The sequence below is a fragment of the Sphaerospermopsis sp. FACHB-1094 genome (assembly GCF_014696195.1).
Lineage (GTDB): Bacteria > Cyanobacteriota > Cyanobacteriia > Cyanobacteriales > Nostocaceae > Sphaerospermopsis > Sphaerospermopsis kisseleviana.
The window spans coordinates 1-21,471 of sequence record NZ_JACJPT010000011.1 but is presented as its reverse complement, the minus strand read 5'-3'; the positions used below and the strand labels follow the sequence as shown (position 1 = coordinate 21,471).

17 protein-coding genes are annotated in these 21,471 nt (G+C 40.2%); 14 read left to right on the top strand and 3 right to left on the bottom strand.

Going from position 1 to position 21,471, the window contains the following annotated elements:
• Positions 1-163: 163 nt before the first annotated feature.
• The 5 genes from H6F47_RS05090 to gshB all read left to right on the top strand — a co-directional run bounded on the left by H6F47_RS05090 (position 164) and on the right by gshB (position 5,642).
• Positions 164-1,489, top strand: coding sequence for an AAA family ATPase (locus H6F47_RS05090; protein WP_190647914.1), 1,326 nt, complete (start codon positions 164-166; stop codon positions 1,487-1,489).
• Positions 1,486-2,106 (top strand): hypothetical protein, encoded by a 621-nt coding sequence (locus H6F47_RS05085; RefSeq protein WP_190647912.1) that lies wholly within the window; start codon positions 1,486-1,488, stop codon positions 2,104-2,106. The genes H6F47_RS05090 and H6F47_RS05085 overlap by 4 nt, the downstream gene beginning before the upstream one ends.
• 79 nt (positions 2,107-2,185) lie before the next feature.
• On the top strand, positions 2,186-3,922 hold the full coding sequence (gene hflX, locus H6F47_RS05080) for a GTPase HflX (protein ID WP_190647958.1): 1,737 nt from the start codon (positions 2,186-2,188) through the stop codon (positions 3,920-3,922).
• Between the two features lie 175 nt (positions 3,923-4,097).
• Positions 4,098-4,367 (top strand): glutaredoxin 3, encoded by a 270-nt coding sequence (grxC, locus tag H6F47_RS05075; RefSeq protein WP_137666207.1) that lies wholly within the window; start codon positions 4,098-4,100, stop codon positions 4,365-4,367.
• A 240-nt stretch (positions 4,368-4,607) separates the two neighbouring features.
• Entirely contained in the window at positions 4,608-5,642 is a 1,035-nt protein-coding gene (gene gshB, locus H6F47_RS05070; RefSeq protein ID WP_347239064.1) for a glutathione synthase, read from the top strand.
• A gap of 621 nt (positions 5,643-6,263) precedes the next feature.
• On the opposite strand, the gene ftsZ is transcribed toward gshB, so the two are convergent.
• From ftsZ to H6F47_RS05055, 3 genes are all read right to left on the bottom strand, one after another.
• Positions 6,264-7,562, bottom strand: coding sequence for a cell division protein FtsZ (gene ftsZ / locus H6F47_RS05065; RefSeq protein WP_096566679.1), 1,299 nt, complete (start codon positions 7,560-7,562; stop codon positions 6,264-6,266).
• A gap of 936 nt (positions 7,563-8,498) precedes the next feature.
• The gene (locus tag H6F47_RS05060; protein ID WP_190647910.1) at positions 8,499-9,392 is read right to left on the bottom strand and encodes an FtsQ-type POTRA domain-containing protein; all 894 of its coding nucleotides are present in this window, start codon (positions 9,390-9,392) and stop codon (positions 8,499-8,501) included.
• Positions 9,393-9,462: 70 nt separating this feature from the next.
• Positions 9,463-9,828, bottom strand: coding sequence for a hypothetical protein (locus tag H6F47_RS05055; protein ID WP_137666205.1), 366 nt, complete (start codon positions 9,826-9,828; stop codon positions 9,463-9,465).
• Positions 9,829-10,499: 671 nt separating this feature from the next.
• Here H6F47_RS05055 and H6F47_RS05050 point away from each other — a divergent pair.
• The 9 genes from H6F47_RS05050 (at position 10,500) to leuD (ending at position 21,329) form a co-directional block, all read left to right on the top strand.
• The gene (locus tag H6F47_RS05050) at positions 10,500-11,333 is read left to right on the top strand and encodes a photosystem II manganese-stabilizing polypeptide (protein ID WP_096566685.1); all 834 of its coding nucleotides are present in this window, start codon (positions 10,500-10,502) and stop codon (positions 11,331-11,333) included.
• Positions 11,334-12,078: 745 nt separating this feature from the next.
• Positions 12,079-12,855, top strand: coding sequence for an RNA polymerase sigma factor SigF (locus H6F47_RS05045; protein ID WP_137666204.1), 777 nt, complete (start codon positions 12,079-12,081; stop codon positions 12,853-12,855).
• Between the two features lie 157 nt (positions 12,856-13,012).
• Positions 13,013-13,900 carry a hypothetical protein gene (locus H6F47_RS05040; RefSeq protein ID WP_190647908.1) on the top strand — a complete coding sequence of 296 codons (888 nt, stop codon included), beginning with the start codon at positions 13,013-13,015 and terminating at the stop codon, positions 13,898-13,900.
• A gap of 222 nt (positions 13,901-14,122) precedes the next feature.
• Entirely contained in the window at positions 14,123-14,374 is a 252-nt protein-coding gene (locus H6F47_RS05035) for a hypothetical protein (protein WP_190346318.1), read from the top strand.
• Between the two features lie 105 nt (positions 14,375-14,479).
• Positions 14,480-17,776 (top strand): Eco57I restriction-modification methylase domain-containing protein, encoded by a 3,297-nt coding sequence (locus H6F47_RS05030; protein ID WP_190647906.1) that lies wholly within the window; start codon positions 14,480-14,482, stop codon positions 17,774-17,776.
• A 218-nt stretch (positions 17,777-17,994) separates the two neighbouring features.
• Positions 17,995-18,120, top strand: coding sequence for a hypothetical protein (locus tag H6F47_RS28400; protein ID WP_277877131.1), 126 nt, complete (start codon positions 17,995-17,997; stop codon positions 18,118-18,120).
• Positions 18,121-18,154: 34 nt separating this feature from the next.
• Positions 18,155-18,898 carry a Uma2 family endonuclease gene (locus H6F47_RS05025; protein WP_190647904.1) on the top strand — a complete coding sequence of 248 codons (744 nt, stop codon included), beginning with the start codon at positions 18,155-18,157 and terminating at the stop codon, positions 18,896-18,898.
• Positions 18,899-19,083: 185 nt separating this feature from the next.
• Positions 19,084-20,487, top strand: coding sequence for a 3-isopropylmalate dehydratase large subunit (gene leuC, locus H6F47_RS05020; RefSeq protein ID WP_190346320.1), 1,404 nt, complete (start codon positions 19,084-19,086; stop codon positions 20,485-20,487).
• 233 nt (positions 20,488-20,720) lie between these two features.
• Positions 20,721-21,329 carry a 3-isopropylmalate dehydratase small subunit gene (gene leuD, locus H6F47_RS05015; protein WP_096566695.1) on the top strand — a complete coding sequence of 203 codons (609 nt, stop codon included), beginning with the start codon at positions 20,721-20,723 and terminating at the stop codon, positions 21,327-21,329.
• Positions 21,330-21,471 lie beyond the last annotated feature (142 nt).

Sequence of the window (21,471 nt, the reverse complement as noted above, 5' to 3'; positions counted from 1 at the left end):
GTCCATATATGTGTATACATTTTTGCTAAAATTTTCACTGTGGAGATTTTAAATATCTGACATTTTTAGCTTCTGACATTAAAATTATATCGCTTGCTTGTTATTGCTGACTTCATCTAACTTTTTAGCATCATCAGAACTGCATCAACTAAGTTGTTTACCTATGTCCAACAATACTGAATTACTCAAAAACCTCTATAATGCTTTTAACCCATTCCAACCCTTACCCGCAGGTGATCCTAACTATGTAGACTGTCAAGATGTGCGAGGAGAAGCAGATATTTTAGAAGAATTGGGAAATCGTATTCAGTTAGCAAATCAAAATACTTGTCAATTATATTCTGGACATAGAGGAGCAGGTAAATCTACGGAATTACTCAGACTCAAGGAATATTTGGAAGCAAGACAATGTTATGTAGTTTATTTTGCTGCGGATGAAGAAGATATAGATTCAGAAGATGCTCAATATACAGATATTCTCTTGGCTTGTACTCGGAGATTACTAAAAGATTTACGCGCAATTGGTAATCCTCAACCTGTGCTTAATTGGCTCAAAGATCGTTGGCAAGATTTGAAAGATTTGGCGCTAACTGAAATTCACATCGAGGATATGAATGTAGAAATGCAAATTAGTCAGTTTTCCAAATTAACAGCAAATTTAAGAGCAGTACCGGCACTAAGGCAGCAAATACGAGAAAAAGTTAATCCCCATACGGTGACTTTGATTAAGGTTTTAAATGAGTTTATCGCCGATGTGAAAAAGCGCCTACCTGCTCACTGCACCCAACTGGCAGTAATTATTGACAACTTAGATAGAATGGTGTTAGTTCAAGATGGCGATCGCACCAATTATGAAGAAGTTTTTTTAGACCGCTGTGAACAACTGAAAGCCTTAGATTGCCATTTAATCTATACTGTACCCATTGCTATGGTCTATTCTGCCAGGGCTACAGACCTGCGTGATATATATGGTGATCCGCAAATTTTACCAATGGTAATGGTACGCACTCCTAGAGGAGAAATATATCAACCAGGGCTAAAAAAAGTTAAAGAGGTCATTTCCCGGCGCATCAGGCAGTTTGCACCAGATAAACCACTAGAAACGGAAATATTTGACAGTTCTCAAACCCTAGAACGACTTTGTTTGATGAGTGGAGGTCACGTCAGAAATTTGCTATTGTTGACTCAGGATGCCATTGGACGCACTCAAGATTTGCCAATTTCCGAAAGAGCAGTTCGACGCGCCATTACTCAAGCTAGAGATACTTACCGCCGCGCTGTGGAAAACCATCAATGGAGTTTATTAGCAGAAGTCTCCCTTTCTAAGCGTATCATCAACGATGATCAATATCGGAGTTTGATGTTTAATCGCTGCCTGTTAGAGTACCGCTATTTGGATAAAGAAGGGGAAATGCAGCGTTGGTATGATATTCACCCACTGATTCAAGGTATTCAGGAATTTAAAGAAGCTGTAGAAAATCTCCCATGAATTTAGATTTTAGTGACTGGGATCAAGACGTACCCGCAGAAGGATACGAAGAATATCAAACTTTCCTCAACGCTATGCAACGCAAAAACAACAATGAGTTTGGCTTATTGTTTGTTGAGTGTACACCCCTGGAGACTGAGAAACTTTTTTCTCGGACTCTCCATGATATACCAGAGAAAAAACTAGAAATTTTACGTCTAGTTGAGCCAGTTAATACTTTATATGAGCGAGTTTTAAATCTCTACATAAATAAGCAATTTGATATCTTATTTATTAAAGGTTTAGAATATTCGCTCTATAAGTATGAAAAAGAAAAGTTCGGCGAAGTCACAGAAACCCATGCTCATGATTTAAGCAGTGTTCCCCCAATTTTAGATCACTTAAATAAACTGCGAGAGAGTTTTAGAGATAATATTCCCATTACGTTTGTTTTTTTGGGGAGACCTTTTTTAATTGATTATTTTATTCATCGCGCCCAGGATTTTTTTGATTGGAAATCATCAAATGTCTTGAAGTTAACAACAGTACCAGATTTAGACTTAGAAGCATCAGCTAGTAGTTCTGGGTGGAAGTCACAAGTCCCTGTTTCCGAACAGTATTTCCGTAGCTTATGGTAAACTACGGACTGACACCGTTTTTGTTAAAATAAAAATATAAAATAATTCGGGGGGGCCAGTTTACTGGTCATAAGCGCCTATAGAGACTATCTTCGGAAATCTCCAAGGTTTAAAGTCCAGCCAGCTCAAGCAACTACAGCGGCTGTACCACCAGCGTATATCGGGCGATCGCATGACAACACCGGAGTTCGCCCAAAGGCTGGCAGCAATTAGTACGGAAATAAATCAACCTGTATGTACCTACCTCAACCGTCGCGGACAAGTGATCCGGGTAGGAGTAGGCAATCCACGTCAAACCCAAATCCCACCTCTAGAACTGCCCCGTTATGGTGCAGAACGGTTGAGCGGTATTCGTTGTATAGCCACCCATCTCAAAGCAGAACCACCGAATGAGGCGGCACTGACAGCAATGGCGCTACAACGTTTAGATGCTCTAGTAATGCTGAATATTACCGGCACTGGATTTACCCGTCGGGGTGGCGGAGCGACTGGGTACGTAAAAGAAGCTTATTTGGCGCATTTGGTAGCTAATAGCAGACAATTAGTTTTAACTCAGTCATCAGGAATGAATATTCCAGATTCAGCCTTATATTCCAGCGTATCGCCACCTCTGAGTTTAGATGCGATCGCCGAACAGGATTTTCTGGACTTGGTGGAAAGTCTAGAAGCAGAATTCCGTCGGGAATATATTGCTCAAGAAGTAGACGCTGACCATGATCGCGTGGTTATAGTCGGGGTACTAACCGATGATATGACTCCCCAACGATTTCAAGACACCATAGCCGAACTAGCAAGGCTAGTGGATACGGCTGGGGGTGATGTCTTGCAGGCCTTACAACAAAAGCGATCGCGCATTCATCCTCAAACAGTAATTGGTGAAGGTAAAGTCCAAGAAGTAGCTTTAACCGCCCAAACCTTGGGAGCAAATTTGGTAGTTTTTGACCGTGACCTTTCACCCGCTCAAGTCCGCAACCTAGAAGCGCAGATTGGTGTCAGAGTTGTTGACCGCACAGAAGTGATATTAGATATCTTTGCCCAACGCGCCCAATCTGGTGCTGGTAAATTACAAGTTGAACTAGCGCAGCTAGAATATATGCTGCCAAGACTCACCGGCAGAGGCCGTGCCATGTCCCGACTAGGGGGTGGGATCGGGACTCGTGGACCTGGTGAAACCAAATTAGAAACAGAACGGCGAGCAATTCAAAGAAGGATTTCTCGACTACAGCAAGAAGTAAACCAATTACAAGCTCATCGTTGTCGGTTAAGGCAACGGCGACAACATCGGGAAGTTCCTTCAGTGGCCTTGGTGGGTTATACCAACGCGGGCAAGTCTACCTTGCTCAACGCCCTCACCAACGCGGAAGTATATACAGCCGACCAACTGTTTGCCACACTTGATCCCACCACCCGTCGTCTGATTATTCCTCATGCGGATACAAATGAACCCCAGGAAACCTTAATCACAGATACTGTAGGGTTTATTCATGAATTACCAGCTTCTTTAATGGATGCTTTCCGCGCCACCTTGGAGGAAGTCACCGAAGCAGATGCCCTACTACATTTAGTGGATTTATCCCATCCTGCCTGGTTAAGTCATATTCGGTCAGTTCGGGATATTCTTGCCCAAATGCCTATTACTCCCGGTCCGGCATTAGTTGTATTTAACAAGATCGATCAAGTCGATAGTGAAACTCTGGCTTTGGCGCAAGAAGAATTTCCTCTAGCGGTGTTTATCTCCGCCAGTCAACGTTTAGGTTTAGATACTGTACGCCTACGCCTGTCCCAGTTGATTCAATATGCAGTAGACGGCGGTTGAGCTTGAAAATTGAGCTTGAAAATTGAGCTTGAAAATTGAGCTTGAAAATTGAGCTTGAAAATTTTAGATTTTGGATTTTGGATGATTTGCTGGTAGCTCTGGCATCGTTCTGGCCAAGGATGAGACAGAAGCTACCTTTTATAATTGAAAAGTATTTGCTCAACTTGAGGATGTTATGACTGCCAAAGTAGAAATCTACACTTGGAGTACCTGCCCATTTTGTAACCGTGCCAAAAACCTACTATTAAATAAAGGCGTTGATTTCATCGAATACAACATTGATGGAGATGAGGTAGCAAGAACTGAAATGGCTCAAAGAGCAAATGGAAAGCGTTCTCTGCCTCAAATTTTTATCAATAATCATCACATTGGTGGTTGTGATAATCTTTACACTTTAGACAGTACAGGCCAACTAGATACTCTTCTTGGAGGTTCTAAGGTTTAGGTCAAGCGTCTTGAGACTCCCCCACCAACCTAACGGTGTAGCGGGAGATTCAAGTTTTCTTAGAAACCTGCTTTTTGGAATTATTAGAATATCCCCAGCAGCGTTTACAGGCGTTTCATTTGAATACTGGCATCCTTAAATCAGCTTTGCCCGCAGTTCATCACCCGTTAAACCTTGGGTTGTAACGTGATTTTTAGATCCATAACAATTAAATTTTTTTTGATAATTGAGGTAGAAAGGGTGAAACTGGCTTTTATTATTGATCCCATCCATCAGCTTGACCCTTGCCATGATACGAGTGTTGCCCTCATGGAAGCAGCGCAAATTCTTGGTCATGAAGTTTGGATAACCCAAGCGAATTTGTTAAATGTTGTGGATAGCAAAGCTTGGGCTGTTTTACAGCAAGTAGAACTTGTACCAGTGGAATTAATAGAGGGACGTTGGGTAGCCGCAAATCCTTGGTATAAGTTAGGTTCTAGCCTCCTCACTGCTTTGGAGTCAATGGACGCTGTATTTATGCGGACAGACCCACCAGTCAACGATTCCTACCTCTATGCTACTTATATTTTGGATTACATTGACCAAAATAAAACCCTGGTAATTAACAACCCCAATGGTATCAGAGCCGCAAATGAAAAAATGTATGCCTTGCAATTTACTCAAGCCATCCCTGAAACCATTGTGAGTGCTGATAAAAAGGTGATCCGCCAATTTGTAGAAGCTAAGGGTGCAACAGTTCTCAAACCATTGGGTAACAAAGCTGGGGAGGGGATTTTATTTTTACAATCAGGCGATCGCAATTTTAACTCAATAGTCGAACTCAGTACCCTGCAAGGTCGATTACCAGTAATGGTACAAAACTATTTACCCGCAGCTAAGGAGGGAGACAAGCGAATTATCTTGCTCAATGGCGAACCTATTGGGGCGCTCAATCGCCTTTCTAGTGGTAGTGATTTTCGCAATAATATGGCAACAGGTGGTACTGTTGCTCAAACGGAAATTACCGCAAGAGAACAGGAAATTTGCACCTTATTGGCAGAAAAACTGCGTCAAGACGGCTTGATTTTTGTTGGTATTGACGTGATTGGTGGCTACCTCACAGAAGTCAACGTTACCAGTCCCACGGGCATCCGAGAAATTGATCGCCTAGATGGTACTCACCTTGCTCATCAGGTTATTCAATGGCTAGAGCAGGTGAATGGGAACTGGGGACTGGTGACTGGGGACTGGGGACTGGGGACTGGGGACTGGGGACCCACATTCCGCACCCCCTAGTGTCACAATCGGTAATTTCGGATTTTTGAATACCTTTGAGGATAATTTTGATACAAAATAGTCTAAATCTTAGGTGGCGATAGCGAAGCGCTGCTGCAAGCAGTTCGCCAATCTCAAATCCCCAAACGGTCAATCTTCGTTGTGTGACAGTTTAGGGTGCGGAAGGTGGGTGGGAAGATGAATAACCTAATTAGGGTTTGCTGATAGCGTAGCGTGGCGTTAGCCATATAAATCCGAAAACTTTACAGGTAAAGGGTTTTAGCTATTTTAACTTTCAAAAAGTGCCAGCTTTTATGAGGTGGCAACTGAAAAACCTTGCACTTAATTCCTACTTAAAGAAAAAATCCTTCCTATCCAACTCTTGAAACTGTCACCTGTCACCTGTCACCTGTCACCTGTCACCTGTCACCTAGCTTTCACAGATAACTTTTTCAGCAAACCCTAATTACCAATTACCAATTACCAATGACTAAATAAAAAAACTCCAATAAAATATGGGGTAGGCAACTAAATTGCAGACCCCTATCTTTGGTGATAAACGTAAAACTAAGAAATTGTATAAAGCACAAACGCCAGAACTGAGACTGCAAACTTAATCTAAAATCTCAAATCTACAATTACTTAATTTTTCGGTGGTGTGCGTCGTCGTTGGAGAAAATCAGGAATATCTAAAATCGGTTTTTCTTTAGGTTCAGGAGTTGGAGTTGGTTGATTAACAGTTGGTTGATTAACAGTTGGTTGTACTCCTAGCTTCCTGGGAGATGGAGTCACTACTCTGGGAGTGGCCACAGTTTGTTGTGGAGCAGCTTGAATTTCTCCGGTAAACCCAGTCGCAATCACGGTAATTCTGACTTCTCCTTGCAGTCTGTCATCAATCACTGCTCCGAAAATAATATTGGCATTGGGATCAACCACCTCATAAATTGTTTCCGCAGCCGCATTCACTTCATGCAGAGTGAGATCACTACCACCAGTGATATTGAAGACAACCCCTCTAGCACCTTCAATAGAGCATTCTAATAATGGTGAGGAAATCGCGGCGATCGCAGCTTCTCTAGCTCTAGATTTGCCAGAACTCACACCAATACCCATCAATGCTGATCCCGCATCTGCCATGACTGCTCGCACATCGGCAAAGTCCACATTCACCAAACCAGGAATCGTAATAATATCAGAAATACCCTGTACCCCTTGACGCAACACATCATCGGCATAGCGAAAAGCTTCTTGTACAGGTGTTTGTTCAGGAATTACCTCCAACAGCTTATTGTTAGGAATAATAATCAAGGTATCAACCCTACTTTTTAATCCTTCAATACCCTGCTCGGCTTGGCTAGTGCGTCGCCGTCCCTCAAATACAAACGGACGGGTCACTACACCCACAGTCAAAGCGCCCATTTCTTTGGCCACTTCCGCCACAATTGGCGCAGCACCCGTACCTGTTCCACCACCCATACCCGCAGTGATAAAAACTAGGTCTGCACCTTCTAAAGCGGTAGCAATTTCATCACGTGATTCTTCCGCTGCCTTCTGACCAATAGCAGGATTACCCCCCGCACCTAAACCCCTGGTTAGTTTCTGCCCGATTTGCAAACGACTGGGAGCGCCAGCTAAAGTCAAGGCTTGGGCATCGGTGTTAATTGACCAAAATTCCACCCCAGAAACATCAGATTCAATCATGCGGTTAACAGCATTGCCACCGCCACCACCAACACCAATAACTTTAATATTGGCGACTCGGCCCGGAACAATTTCACCAATGCGACTATTTTCCGTAATTTTTTTACTGTCGTTACTTTGGGCAAAGTTTAGCCCGGAACTACCAAAGGGATTATTAGAGTTAACGGACAAAGATAACCCTGTTTGTCCCACAGATTGGGCATTTTTATAGGTAAGCTCTTGGTTATTATCAAATGTCATTGGCTTGATGAAGGTAGATAAACGACTTGTTTTGGTGTTATTCACCTAAGAGTCAAATATAGTTGAGTTGGAGACTGTCACCGTCTATGACAATCAATATTTTTTATTGTTCTGCTGTGCAAAACCTAGACAAATCTAGACTTTTAATTCTTACTCAAGGGGAGCATGGGAGCAGTTATCCCTCTGTAAGTCTCTGTAAATCTCTGTAAGTTTTGGCGCTGTCTGCGAGACACGATCATAATTAGTTATGGGATCATTTGGCAACTTAGGCGATCGCCTATGGCTTAGAGCAAACTGGGCTGTCAGCACTGCGCACCGCGCAATCGCATAACTAATTCTAGAAAAGTATACCTACATTGTCCGAAAATCGGTTTATATAACTTGATCTAGACATTAAGATTTTCTATACTATGTTGCTAAGTTTTCCCAGTATTACTCTGTGAATTTGATGCTCAGTATCCCCCACTATTTCTGCTCGAAACTTTTATTAGCAGTCAATTTTACAGCTTTATTTGTTCATTTTTTCGATAACTACTAAATTTTTCAGTGATTTACTGTGTAAAGCATTACTTTTTACTCCAGAAGATATATCAAAAATGCGTTTGGTTTAGTTTTTGGTTATAAACCTATGAGGTTGAATACTCACATACAAAATGCAGTTACCAATGGACGACGGTAGTTTTGATTGGGAAACCTCCCCACCAAGGTGCAAGAACGCTGCACCCAAACCCTTGATTTTTTATCGACCTGCATAAAGATTATCTCCAAGAAGTTTCTAATATTTATCCTGCCATTTTAATCAAAAGTTCATGCCAATTTTTATTTCAATGGTGCGAACCGTAAAACTAACTAATATTTTTATCATTTTTATCCTCAAAAACTGGTTTCTGTACTCAAACAGGCTCAAGCTTGTTAGGTATCTGGGAAGTTAATTTGTTATTTTTGGTTCATTTGTACTAAAGGTCGGTCAGGATTTTTGATATCAATATAGGCTAATTGTTTGGGCTTGAATTTTGCTGGTAAATGCCGCATTTGCACAAGTAATTGGATTTTTTCCGGTAATTGGGCATTAGGAACACCAAGATGGACATTTCCTAATTCTGTTTTCAAAATTAAATTTGTGGGATCTTGGCAATCAATTTCCATCACTTTAACAGAACTCTGACTGACAGCTTGATAAAGTTCAGTCCAATAGGGGCAATATTTTTCTGGTGAACCAAGAACTTTGAGGGTAGGCAATTTACCTGTGGGGTTAAGTGCAGTGTATTTTGCTAGAGGAATCAAAGCGCCACTAGCATCTAGTAAACTGACATCATCCTGTTTGCTTCCAGCAGGAGTATTTTGCAAACATGAAGATGTTGCTTGTTTGCCAGAGTTTGCCGAAGATTGAGGCTGAGTATTGCAACTGGTTGTGCTTTGTTTTGGTAGGGTGTGAATCACTGCCACTGGTAATCTCTCTTGAATTTCAATCATTAACCCAGGCGGAAACAGACGACGGCTTACAGTGGCTTGTGCAATAGCGGGTTGTGCTTCTAAAGTTTCGGCAATTGCAGAAGGCTCTATTCGCCACAAAGATTGGGGATAGGACAGCGCCAACAGCGATTGAATAGCTTGCTCGGATAATAATTGATTGCCTGATTTCATAACTATTTGTGCAGGTTTTTTTAACACCCACATTGGTTGGAGTGTTACCCACAGCAATCCACCTGCTAGACCACTAGCAGCCAGTGTTCGCCAAATAATGTGAATGATTTTTCTTTGCTGCTGCCTACGTAATTTTTTACGGCGTTGAGCTAAATTCTTGCGGGAAACTGATACTATACCGGCCATGAAAACCCCTTTCTGGTTTGAGTCTAATTCCTGAAAACCACGGTAATTGGTGATTGGTAAACTCTTGAGCTTACCATTCTAACCAGTTATCAGTATCACAGGATTCGTTAGTGTTGTGGATAACAGGAGTTTTTTCATTACTTTCTACTGGTAAATTCACTAGAAATTCTTGTAATCGCATACGTTCAATATAAGGCCAACCCCCCTCAGACTCAATATCTCTGAGCAGTGCGTAGAGTCTTTGGCGGTTATCGGGCAAACTATCTTGAAAAATTCCATCACGAATCTCTTTATGTAACTTTTCCAATTGTCTCAGCAAAGATAATAATGCTGTAACATTGCCTTGACAAGCGTGGGCTGCATCTTGCACAGCAGATGCGATCGCTTGCAACTTAGCAGATAAATTTCCCGCTGGCAAATTTTGGTCATTGTTCATGTAATTTTCTGCTGCTGTTCTATAAAAGTAATACAATACCCGAAACACCCGAAAAAAGGGAGGATGGGCAGGGGTAAGAGCGAAATCACAAAAAGCAAGCGAAAATCAAGCGAAGAACTACTAATGACGAGGCGCTAATTGTCAATTGATTGATGCCAATGTGAATGGTAGTTTGAATATTGTACGTAAAGTAATCCCCACAGATTTAATGTGAGGGCTTAATTACGTTTTAGTGAATTTTGGGGATTCATTTCCGACTAACAAATAGCATCAGAGAAATCTTATGCTTTTTGGCACTATAACTTGGCTAATTTCCCTATCAAACCAAAGATTGTATGTACTAGCAATACATATACAATACAGGATGATTTGGGTCATGCCGCTTTTACCTGATGTAAGAGCAAAGCGCGAAGTATAGCCTACTTCGCATTAATAACAGATGCCTTGAGGCGTTTCTGTGTTGTGGTCTACTCATCCATTTAGCCAAACCCTGCCAAATGCCACTCAGTAGACTGTTGGTTTGAAGCTAAGGAAAAAGCAACTTCCATCTAACTCTGATGAGAGAAACTGCTGGTTCTGAAGCTAAACCTGAAAACTCAAAACGGAATGCGTTTTATTACGTTTAGTAGAGCCGTTTTACAACTTAAATATTAATGACATTGAGGTTGACCATGAGGTATCGCGCTTTAATAGTTGCATTCTTAGCTTTATGCTTGGGGCTGATAACTGCTTGTAGTGATGCGCCTTCATCTAGCAGCAGAGACTTGCTGACTTACGAACAAATTCGAGGTACTGGCTTGGCTAACAAATGCCCTCAGCTGGCAGAAACAAGCCGTGGTTCTATTGCTTTGGATAACGGTCAGACCTACACCATCAAAGAACTGTGCTTAGAACCTACCAATTACTTTGTCAAAGAAGAACCCGCTAACAAACGGCAAGAAGCTGAATTTGTAGCTGGTAAATTGGTGACTCGTAACACATCCACTATTGATCAAGTACAAGGTGATTTAAAAATCAACCCAGATAACAGTCTGACCTTTGTAGAAAAAGATGGTCTTGATTTCCAAGCTATCACAGTCAAACTTCCTGGTGGTGAACTAGTACCTTTCTTATTTACTGTCAAAAACTTGATTGCACAAACACAGCCTAATTTGACCAGCATTAATACTTCTACTGATTTTGAAGGTAAGTTTAAAGTTCCTTCTTATCGTGGTGCTTCTTTCCTAGATCCCAAAGGTCGTGGTGTTGTCAGTGGTTATGATAATGCTGTGGCATTACCAGCCCAAGCCGACGATGATGATTTGACACGAGCTAATGTGAAGCGTACAGAAATCCTCAATGGCAAGATTTCTTTACAAGTAGCTAAAGTAGACAGTTCTACTGGCGAAATAGCTGGTACTTTTGAAAGTATACAGCCCTCTGATACAGATTTGGGTGCTGGCGAACCTAAAGAAGTTAAGATTCGTGGTTTATTCTACGGTCGCGTAGAAACAAATCGCGGCTAAATTCCTGTTGTTATAGCAGTAGTCAGGAGGAGGCGGTGCGGTCTTAGGGTCTCACGCCACTCCCTTCCAGCCGAGAAACCCGTCCACAGGGGTAACTCCTCAAATGAAGCAACTACCGTTCAAGAGTCAGGAGTAAAATCCTTTTTTAGTAGCAGTTTCATGATTAATTGATGTTCTAACTACTCTGTCTACAGCTATAAAAAAATTTATCCAACTGCCCTGCTTTTTGAGAGGGTAGTTGGTTTTTTTTAGACTGGTAAACTTTTGGCTGATTTCTCATCACCTGTGATTTTTCCGTAAATAAACAGTTGTCAAATTCATGTTTTGGGAAATTAGATGAATTTAATAAAATTAAATACGTACTATTACTAATCAATAATTTTTATTAATTTAGAAAAATAATAGATAGAATTTTTGGCTATTTATCAGTACATTTCATATTGCATTTATTAAGTTACGTAATATCCCGGTTTGACATTAGGGAAAGAATTGTATATTTTAATTCTATGCGAGTTGTTTAATAAGCTACAACAGACCAAATTGACTTCGATCACTAAAAAGCAACTCTGCTGAAAATCGCCCTAGATTTTCAACCCATCCTCAAAATCTTTTCTAGCCAAAAATTTTAGTCTGCCTGATGGCTTTATGAGTTGTTCAAGAACGTGCATATCTGCCTATAGCGCGTCTAAAAATTAAGTTTAGCAGCGATTAATAAACACTCTATTTGCTAAATCCTGAATGTGCTATGCCTACTACAGCCACGAACGAACTAAAACATGAGATTTCACAGTTGTTGCGAGAATATGAGCAATGTCCCTCAGAACGCCTTCGTAATCAACTAGTGAAACTAAATTTTGGGCTGGTGAGAAAAGAAGCTCACTACTGGATAAATCAATGTCATGAAAGCTATGAAGATTTGATCCAAGTCGGCTGTTTGGGTTTAATTAGAGCTATTGAGAAATTTGAACTTTCTAAAGGACACGCCTTTAGTTCTTACGCTATTCCTTACATTCGTGGGGAAATTCAACATTACCTCCGGGACAAAGGCGTAACCATGCGGATACCCCGGCGCTGGTTAGCACTACAACAGCAAGCCATAGGTGTTTCCCGTTCTTTGCGGGAAAAATACAACCGCCAACCGACTGATGCAGAAATAGCTGGTGCATTGGAAATTTCTCAAAGTGAATGGCAGGAAATTAAATTAGCATGGGTGAATCGCTCTCCTCTGAGTTTGGATGTACCCATACAGAATGGAGAAGAAGGATCTACCAGTTTGGGGGAATTGGTTCCCGATCCAAATTACCGCAGCTTTCAATTAGCGCAAGAAGACCAAATCAGATTACAACAAGTATTAGTACAGTTGGAAAACCGCACCCGGGAAGTGTTAGAATGCGTGTTTTTACATGATTTGACACAGAAGCAAGTTGCAGAACATTTAGGAATTAGTGTAGTTACTGTTTCTCGTAAAGTCAAAAAAGGATTAGATATGCTGAAAAAAATCATGGTAGCGCCTGAAAATTAATAGCCAATCCTCTGAAACCATGATTTGCTGGAGTGTTAAAAATAACTCTGGAAATGTAAAATTTAGGTTATAAAGAAAACAGACTTGGCCTGTAATCACAATTTCAGGCGTGTTGATTTCCATAAGTAAACTTTCCTATAGCTCTCGAGAACAGCTAATGGGTATAAATTCACAAATTAATTCACAGATTGTAGCTGCGGCTATTTTAACTTTGGCGATCGCTGGATGTACAGTTAATGATACGCCAGAAGCTACTAACACTCCTCCAGCAGCAACAATTCCCCAAACAGCAGCAGAAAACCCAGAAGAAAAGACACCCTTTGCTAATCCTGTGGTGTCTTCTCAAAAAGATCAAGCAATAAAGGCAAATAATCCCGGCTTGATTGAATCCACTAGAGGCGATTTGCGCGTGGATTTGGCACAAAAAGGGCGGACTGATCCATTTGCGGAAATTATTAAGCCCTTATGGGTACCAATTGCTGCCAATTCTGAGCAAAAAGAAGTTCCTAAACTGCCTCCTTTGCCAACTCCACAACAAACAGGAACAAATCAAGCTCAGGGGGGACAAAATGGCCAGGCTCGTGTACAAATTACTACTCCTCCACCTCAACCAAAACCTCCTTTGACTCCAGTTTTGCCCATGGTTTTGCCTCAAGTTGTGGCTAAAGAGCCTGTTAAGCCTGTGTTACCACCTGCTCCCAAGCCTGAAGATGCTCAAGCGGTTTTGGTCAGTGGTATAGTTGTTATTGGTAAAGAACCCCAGGCAATTATTAAAGTGCCGGAAGAACTTACCAGCCGCTATGTACAAGCTGGGCAAAGATTGGGTAATGGGGTTTTGATTAAACGAATTGAGATGAACAGAGGTTCTAATCCTGTGGTTGTGTTTGAACAGTTCGGAATTGAAGTTGCTAAAGCAGTGGGAGAAAAACCCTCTACCGAACCTGCAAAGTCTGAACCTGCAAAGTCTGAACCTGCAAAGTCTGAACCTGCAAAGTCTGAACCTGCACAACCTGCTGTTGGGGTTTCCATTTCAATGGGTTTGTAAGAGTTGGTTAGCTATCTGGTTACAGCAGAATATGGCTGGCGCTACGCTGTCAGGAGTCAGGAGTCATTTTGTTGTGCAGTTTGTACTTCATTCATTGACAATCTGCCGTAAGTTTGCTGTAAGTTTATAGATATAACATCAATTCTGGCAATTAAATTGGTTGCATAACCGGAAATGTCCGGTTTTATATTATTGTGATGATTTTATACTTTTTATGGAATTATGGAACAGAATCAACAAAAAATAGAATTTCCTAATTTACCTTTAGCTGTATATCGAGAAATAGCAGCACATTTGCGGCAGGTGGAAGGGGTTGATGTGGATTTAATTCCCCAAACTTCTTCAGACTTTGATTATGATCAAAGTCAAATTGCTGGTTTGTCTATTTCTTGCCAACCAAATACTAATGAGGAACAGGTGAAGCAGATTTTAGATTATTATAACAATCTAAAAACCTTATTCTATAGCCGTTAACCCTTATGGGAATATCCCCGGTTTTCCTACCTCGGCAGTTACGCTTATTTGTTGTTTAATCATGGTAGGTTAGACTCAATAATAGTGAACCAATAGGTATGAGATATGAATCAAAAAGACGATAAAGCTTTATTTCAGAAAAAGGCGTTAAAAAATGCCTTGGGTGCTTTTAAATTTCCTGAAGATCTAACAGCACGTCATCAAATAATTAGCAAATGGGTTGAAGCTTTAAATTCAGGTACACTGGATAAAATCAGCGAAGTTTCTCTACAGGGAAATTTCTTAAAAGAGATATTTCAAGATGTGTTAGGTTATCGTTCTGTAATTGATGGTGGGGGTAAAAAATGGGAACTTTACCCAGAAAAAAACATTGCTGATGGTGGGGGTTTTGCTGATGCTGCTTTAGGATATTTTACAGCGACAGAAAACCAAAAAGGTCAGGTGAAATTACAAGGTCAAGTAGTAGCACCTATTGAATTAAAAGGAACTAAAAATAATTTAGATCGTGCTGCATCAGGAAGGGATAAATCAGCAGTTGATCAAGGATGGCATTATGCTAATTATACTCCTGATTGTCGTTGGATCATTATTTCTAATTATCGAGAATTACGATTATATCATATTAATAAAACTCCAGCTTATTATGAAAAGTTTGTATTAGCAAATTTAGCAGATTTTCAGGAGTTTAAAAAATTCTATTTTATTCTTTGTCGGGATAATTTTTTACCGATCAAAGATGTATCTGTAATTGATAGATTATTAACCGCTTCTGATCAAGCACAGGAAGATATTACCAAACAACTGTATGAGGAATATAAACAAGTCAGATTAAACATGGTTAAACATTTTCGCTTTATTGATAAATCATCTATTCCTAACCGTGATGCGGTATTAATTGAAAAAGCACAAAAGACATTAGACAGAATTTTATTTATTGCATTTTGTGAGGATAGGGGATTATTACCAGAACAGACAATTACTAAAGCTCATGATAGCAGAAATGCTTATAATAATCGTCCGATTTGGGAAATTTATAAAGACGTTTTTCGCTGGGTTGATCAAGGTAATGATGATCCACCAATTCCCGGTTATAATGGTGGTTTGTTTCAACATGATCCGCTATTAGATGAAACATTAAATATTCCTGATCCTTTATGTACCCAACTGAAAAACCTGACACGGTTTGATTTTGATTCCGAAGTTTCTGTAGATATTTTAGGGCGGATTTTTGAACAGTCAATTACAGATTTAGAAGAATTAAAAGCTGATTTTACTAAACAGGAGTTTGATAAAAAACAAGGTAAGCGGAAAAAATTAGGAGTGTTTTATACTCCTGCTTATATTACTCAATATATTGTCGAGATTGCCATTGGTGGATATTTACAAAAACGGGAAACTCAGTTAAGACAGAGTTTACAGTTAGCAGAATTTACAGATTCAGAAAAACAGCGATCGCAAGAAATTCAATTTTGGTTAACTTACCGAAATGAGATATTAGTAAAAACGCGAGTTGTTGATCCTGCGTGTGGTTCAGGTGCATTTTTAATTGCTGCTTTTGATTATTTGCAAAGTCAGTATCAACGAGTGCATGATAATTTGCGGTTTTTACAATATCAAGATTCAGAAAATTTGGAATTAGATAAAACTATCCTCAGTAATAATTTATTTGGGGTTGACTTATCTCCAGAGTCAGTAGAAATTACTAAGTTATCTTTGTGGTTAAAAACTGCAACTCAGGGTAAAGCTTTAACTTATTTAGATGATAATATCAAAGTTGGTAATTCTATTGTTGCTGATGCACAATTTACAGATTTACCTTTTATTTGGGAAAATGAATTTACCCAAGTTTGCGCTGAAGGTGGTTTTGATGTAGTAATTGGAAATCCTCCTTATATTCGTCAGGAATTATTATCACCTTTTAAACCTTATTTACAGGAAAACTATCAAACCTATGATGGGGTAGCGGATATCTATATTTATTTTTATGAGAAAGGTTTGAATTTATTAAAACCAGAGGGAATACTTTCCTATATTGTGACTAATAAATGGTTACGTTCTGGTTATGGGGAAGCTTTGAGAAGGTTCTTTTCTCAGTCAAGTGTGTTTGAACAAATTATTGATTTTGGACACGCACCAATTTTTGAAGATGCTGATACTTTTCCCTGTATTGTTGCAGTCAGGAAAACTAAAGTTTCGGAAACGGAGAGGGAAAATAAAGAAGTTGTAATTTGTATTGTTCCCCGTGAGGAGTTACCGAAAATTAACCTGACTCAATATGTGCAGAATGAAGAGAATAGTTATACTATACCTTGGTCGCGGTTTTCTGCTAATGCTTGGAGTTTAGAACCTCCTGCGGTGGATGAGTTAATGCAGAAAATTCAACGGGTTGGTGTTCCGTTAAAAGAGTTTACTGGTGTTAAACCATATCGGGGAATAATGACAGGTTTTAATGAAGCTTTTTTAATAGATGATGCGACTAAGAGAAAGCTGATTTTAGATGATCCGAAATGTGCAGAAATTATTAAACCGTTATTGAGAGGACAAGATATCAAAAGATGGTGTCCTGAATGGGATAATTTATGGATTATTTTTGTAAAATGGGATTGTCCGATCAATAATTATCCTTCTGTTTTGTTTTGGTTAGAAGAACACAGAAAAGGTTTAGAACTGCGTCCAGAAGTCAAACAAGGAAGATTTCCTTGGTATGCACTCAGTCGTTATGGTTCAGGTTATTCTCATTTGTTTGAACAACCAAAGATTGTTTGGAAAGACCTTTCTACTTATTCAGAGTTCTGTTTTGATAATACTGGCATTTTTACTAATGATTTATGTTTTATTTTCAGTTCAAGTGACCTTTGGATATTAGCAGTTTTAAATTCACCATTAATGTGGTATTACTTGTCTCGAACTACAATTCATGGACTGAATGAAACACTAAGGTTAAAAAACATTTATATGGAAAATCTACCCATTGCACAACCCACAGCAGAAATACGCGCAGAAGTAGAAGAAATTGTCACTCGTTTAATAGAAATAACCAAACTCAACGGACAAGTTTATAAAGACGTTCTCGACTGGTTGCAAATAGAATACAAAATTGAAAAACTGGGAAATAAACTAGCAGATTTTGCAACTTTAGAATTTGATGAATTTGTGGAAGAAGTCAGAAAAAGAATGCCCAAACCCAAGACAGCTAAAAAAGCATCTGATCCATTAAGTATACCAGCCTTTAAAGCCTTACGTCAAGCACATAATGATTATGTTCCCGAAATTCAAAACCGCAAAAATGAAGCTATGAAATTAGAACAAAGACTTTCTGATTTAGTGAATCAAACTTATCAGTTAACACCCGAAGAAATTGACTTAATGTGGAAAACAGCACCTCCAAGAATGCCGATTTGAATTAAAAATTAAAAAATTGTCTGAATCAGGATGTCTAGGATTTAAACTCGTTCCCAGTCTCCGACTGGGAATGCTAAATAGAGTCTCTGACTCTAGTATATATCAGAAGGCAGAGCCTTAAATCATTCATTCCCATACAGAGTATAGGAACGAGTAATAGAAGTCGGGGATCTAAAAATCCGCGTTCATCTGCGTTCATCTGCGTTTAATTATTTTCATTGTCTGAATCAGGATATCCAGGATTTAAGGATTTACAGGATGTTTTTTACCAATTACCAATTACCAATTACCAATTACCCATTACCCATTACCAATTACCCATTACCCATTACCTAATGTTATAATCAAAAAATTACAACTTGATGCCATATCAAATATATGATCATTGCACAAGAACAAGAAACCCAAGAAAACATCTACCAAGATGTAATATTTCCCCCTGGAGATTTATATAGTGATGAACCTCCCGTGGAAACAGAACTGCATCTAGAGCAGATTATGCTCTTAATTAAATGTCTTAAATGGTTATGGAAAAATAGAAATGATTTCTATGCTGCTGGAAACCTAACCATTTACTATAGTCTAAATCAGAAAAAATCAGAAGATTCTCGTGGTCCAGATTTCTTTGTTGTTTTAGGAACTGAACGCAAAACCCGTAAAAGCTGGGTAGTGTGGGATGAAGATGGTAAATATCCTAATATAATTGTCGAAATTCTCTCACCCAGTACAGCAAAAACAGATAGAGAATTTAAAAAACAACTCTATCAAAATACATTCCGCACTCCAGATTATTTTTGGTTTGATCCTTACACTTTAGAATTTGCGGGTTTTCATTTATTAGATGGAGAATATGAACCGTTGACAGCAAATGAAAAAGGACATTTATGGAGTCAACAACTAGGTTTATATTTGGGTGTTTATAATGGTTTATTGCGGTATTTTACACGGGAAGGAATTTTAGTTCCTACACCGGAAGAAAGTGCAGAACAAGAAGCTAAAAGAGCAGAACAAGAAGCAGAAGCAAGAAAAGCTGAAGCTAAAAGAGCAGAAGCAGAAGCTGAAAAAGCAGCACGTTTAGCGGCAAAATTGAGAGAATTAAATATTGACCCGGAGACAATTTAAAGTTACTAAATGTAGGTTGGGTTAAGCGACAGCGCAACCCAACAAAGGTTTTAATGATGTTGGGTTTCGTTCCATGCTTCGCAACGCTAACGCGAACAACCCAACCTACCTATTGATTTTTCGATAACGTTATCGCTTTTCTGATATAATCAAAAGCTCAACTCCTTTAACATAGAATTTGATGTATGAGCAAGGGAACTCTGTTTGACAAAGTTTGGGACATCCACACCGTTGGTACACTTCCATCAGGACTAACGCAACTATTCATCGGCCTCCACCTTATCCATGAAGTTACCAGTCCTCAAGCCTTTGCTATGCTCAAAGAGAGGGGTTTAAAAGTTTTATTCCCACAGCGCACAGTGGCCACTGTTGATCATATTGTTCCTACGGATAACCAAGCACGTCCGTTTTTGGATAGCATGGCGGAAGAAATGATCCAGGCGTTAGAGCAAAACTGTCAAGAAAATAACATTACTTTCCATAATATTGGTTCGGGAAATCAAGGTATAGTTCATGTAATTGCCCCTGAGTTGGGACTAACCCAACCGGGAATGACTATAGCTTGTGGAGATAGTCATACATCTAGTCATGGTGCTTTTGGGGCGATCGCTTTTGGTATCGGTACAAGTCAAGTCCGCGACGTTCTCGCTTCCCAAACCCTAGCATTATCAAAACTCAAAGTTAGAAAAATTGAAGTTAACGGAAAACTCAGACCCGGAGTTTACGCTAAAGATGTAATTTTACACATTATCCGCACCTTGGGAGTTAAAGGTGGTGTAGGTTACGCTTACGAATATGCAGGAACTACCTTTGAACAGATGAACATGGAAGAACGGATGACCGTTTGCAATATGGCGATCGAAGGTGGTGCAAGATGCGGATATGTGAACCCTGATAAAATTACTTACGAATATTTGAAAAATAGAGACTTCGCTCCCCAAGGCGCAGACTGGGACAAAGCCGTTGCTTGGTGGGAATCTCTGCGGAGTGATGCCAATGCCGAATATGATGATGTAGTAGTATTTAATGCCGAAGACATACCCCCGACAGTCACCTGGGGAATAACACCCGGTCAAGGAATAGGCGTTGATCAGAAAATTCCCGCAGCAGCAGAACTAGCAGAAGAAGATCGCTTTGTTGCTGAAGAAGCTTATCGTTACATGGACCTTTACCCTGGTCAACCGATCCAAGGTACAAAAATTGACGTTTGCTTTATCGGTAGCTGCACCAACGGACGCATCAGCGACCTAAGAGAAGCGGCGAAAATAGCCCAAGGTCGTAAAGTTGCAGCAGGTGTAAAAGCCTTTGTCGTTCCCGGTTCAGAACGGGTGAAAAAAGAAGCCGAAGCCGAAGGACTAGATAAAATCTTTGTTGAAGCTGGCTTTGAGTGGAGAGAACCAGGGTGTTCCATGTGTTTAGCCATGAACCCCGACAAACTACAAGGAAGACAGATCAGCGCCTCATCGTCTAACCGCAACTTCAAAGGTAGACAAGGATCAGCATCCGGTCGCACCCTGCTAATGAGTCCGGCAATGGTAGCAACTGCCGCTATTAAGGGTGAAGTTGCTGATGTACGGGAAATGCTGTAGGCCGAAATTGTCGGTAAAAAAACTACATCTTTTTTATCTCACGCAGAGGCGCAGAGGCGCAGAGAGAAATTAAAAGTGTGGTTTACATACATAAAGTTTCTTAAACTCTTCTTTCTCTGTTTCCTCTGTGTCTCTGTGGTTCATTCATTAAAAAACTCTAGAAACACAAGAAAAATCTCTCTTAAGCTCTTCTTCCTTCGTGTCCTTTGTGTACTTTGCGGTTCATTAAAACTATGGTAAGTGAAATCAAACAGATAAGCGATCGCGCCGTTCCTTTAATTGGCGATGACATCGACACAGATCGCATTATACCCGCCCGCTACTTAAAAGCCATCACCTTTGATGGTTTAGGAGAAGGTGCATTTATTGACGATAGAACAGCTTTAAATGGTCAACATCCTTTCGATCTTCCCCAATACCAAGGAGCAAAGATATTAATTGTTAACCGTAACTTTGGCTGTGGTTCATCCAGAGAACACGCACCCCAAGCGTTAGCTAAATGGGGCATCAAAGCCATTATTGGTGAAAGCTTTGCGGAAATTTTCTTTGGTAACTGTGTGGCAATGGGTATACCTTGCGTTACAGCCGAACCGAGTATAGTTAAGCAATTGCAAGATTTAGTTACTGCTAATCCCCAAGCGCCTATTACCATAAATGTGGAAAATTTGCAAGTAAAAATCAATGATTTGACTTTTCCGGTGTTTATGGGTGAGGGAACTAAAACCACTTTTGTGTCTGGTACTTGGGATGCTTGCGGACAGTTGGTAGCAAATGCAGCACAGGTGAAAGCTGTAGCAAACAATTTACCTTATATTGGTTGGGGTAAATTAGCTGCTAGTTAGGTGACTGGTGACTGGGGACTGGGGACTGGTGACTGGGGACTGGTGACTGGGGACTGGGGACTGGTGACTGGGGACTGGTGACTGGGGACTGGTGACTGGGGACTGGTGACTGGTGACTGGTGACTGGGGACTGGGGACTGGG

What these genes read in the sequence shown, in the direction of transcription:
- H6F47_RS05060 (WP_190647910.1), bottom strand. Translation starts at nt 9,392, where the DNA reads ATGGCCGGTATAGTATCAGTTTCCCGCAAGAATTTAGCTCAACGCCGT.
- grxC (WP_137666207.1), top strand. Translation starts at nt 4,098, where the DNA reads ATGACTGCCAAAGTAGAAATCTACACTTGGAGTACCTGCCCATTTTGT.
- H6F47_RS05035 (WP_190346318.1), top strand. Translation starts at nt 14,123, where the DNA reads ATGGAACAGAATCAACAAAAAATAGAATTTCCTAATTTACCTTTAGCT.
- H6F47_RS05055 (WP_137666205.1), bottom strand. Translation starts at nt 9,828, where the DNA reads ATGAACAATGACCAAAATTTGCCAGCGGGAAATTTATCTGCTAAGTTG.
- H6F47_RS05030 (WP_190647906.1), top strand. Translation starts at nt 14,480, where the DNA reads ATGAATCAAAAAGACGATAAAGCTTTATTTCAGAAAAAGGCGTTAAAA.
- H6F47_RS05050 (WP_096566685.1), top strand. Translation starts at nt 10,500, where the DNA reads ATGAGGTATCGCGCTTTAATAGTTGCATTCTTAGCTTTATGCTTGGGG.
- leuD (WP_096566695.1), top strand. Translation starts at nt 20,721, where the DNA reads ATGGTAAGTGAAATCAAACAGATAAGCGATCGCGCCGTTCCTTTAATT.
- H6F47_RS05085 (WP_190647912.1), top strand. Translation starts at nt 1,486, where the DNA reads ATGAATTTAGATTTTAGTGACTGGGATCAAGACGTACCCGCAGAAGGA.
- ftsZ (WP_096566679.1), bottom strand. Translation starts at nt 7,562, where the DNA reads ATGACATTTGATAATAACCAAGAGCTTACCTATAAAAATGCCCAATCT.
- H6F47_RS05040 (WP_190647908.1), top strand. Translation starts at nt 13,013, where the DNA reads ATGGGTATAAATTCACAAATTAATTCACAGATTGTAGCTGCGGCTATT.
- H6F47_RS05025 (WP_190647904.1), top strand. Translation starts at nt 18,155, where the DNA reads ATGATCATTGCACAAGAACAAGAAACCCAAGAAAACATCTACCAAGAT.
- leuC (WP_190346320.1), top strand. Translation starts at nt 19,084, where the DNA reads ATGAGCAAGGGAACTCTGTTTGACAAAGTTTGGGACATCCACACCGTT.
- H6F47_RS05090 (WP_190647914.1), top strand. Translation starts at nt 164, where the DNA reads ATGTCCAACAATACTGAATTACTCAAAAACCTCTATAATGCTTTTAAC.
- H6F47_RS05045 (WP_137666204.1), top strand. Translation starts at nt 12,079, where the DNA reads ATGCCTACTACAGCCACGAACGAACTAAAACATGAGATTTCACAGTTG.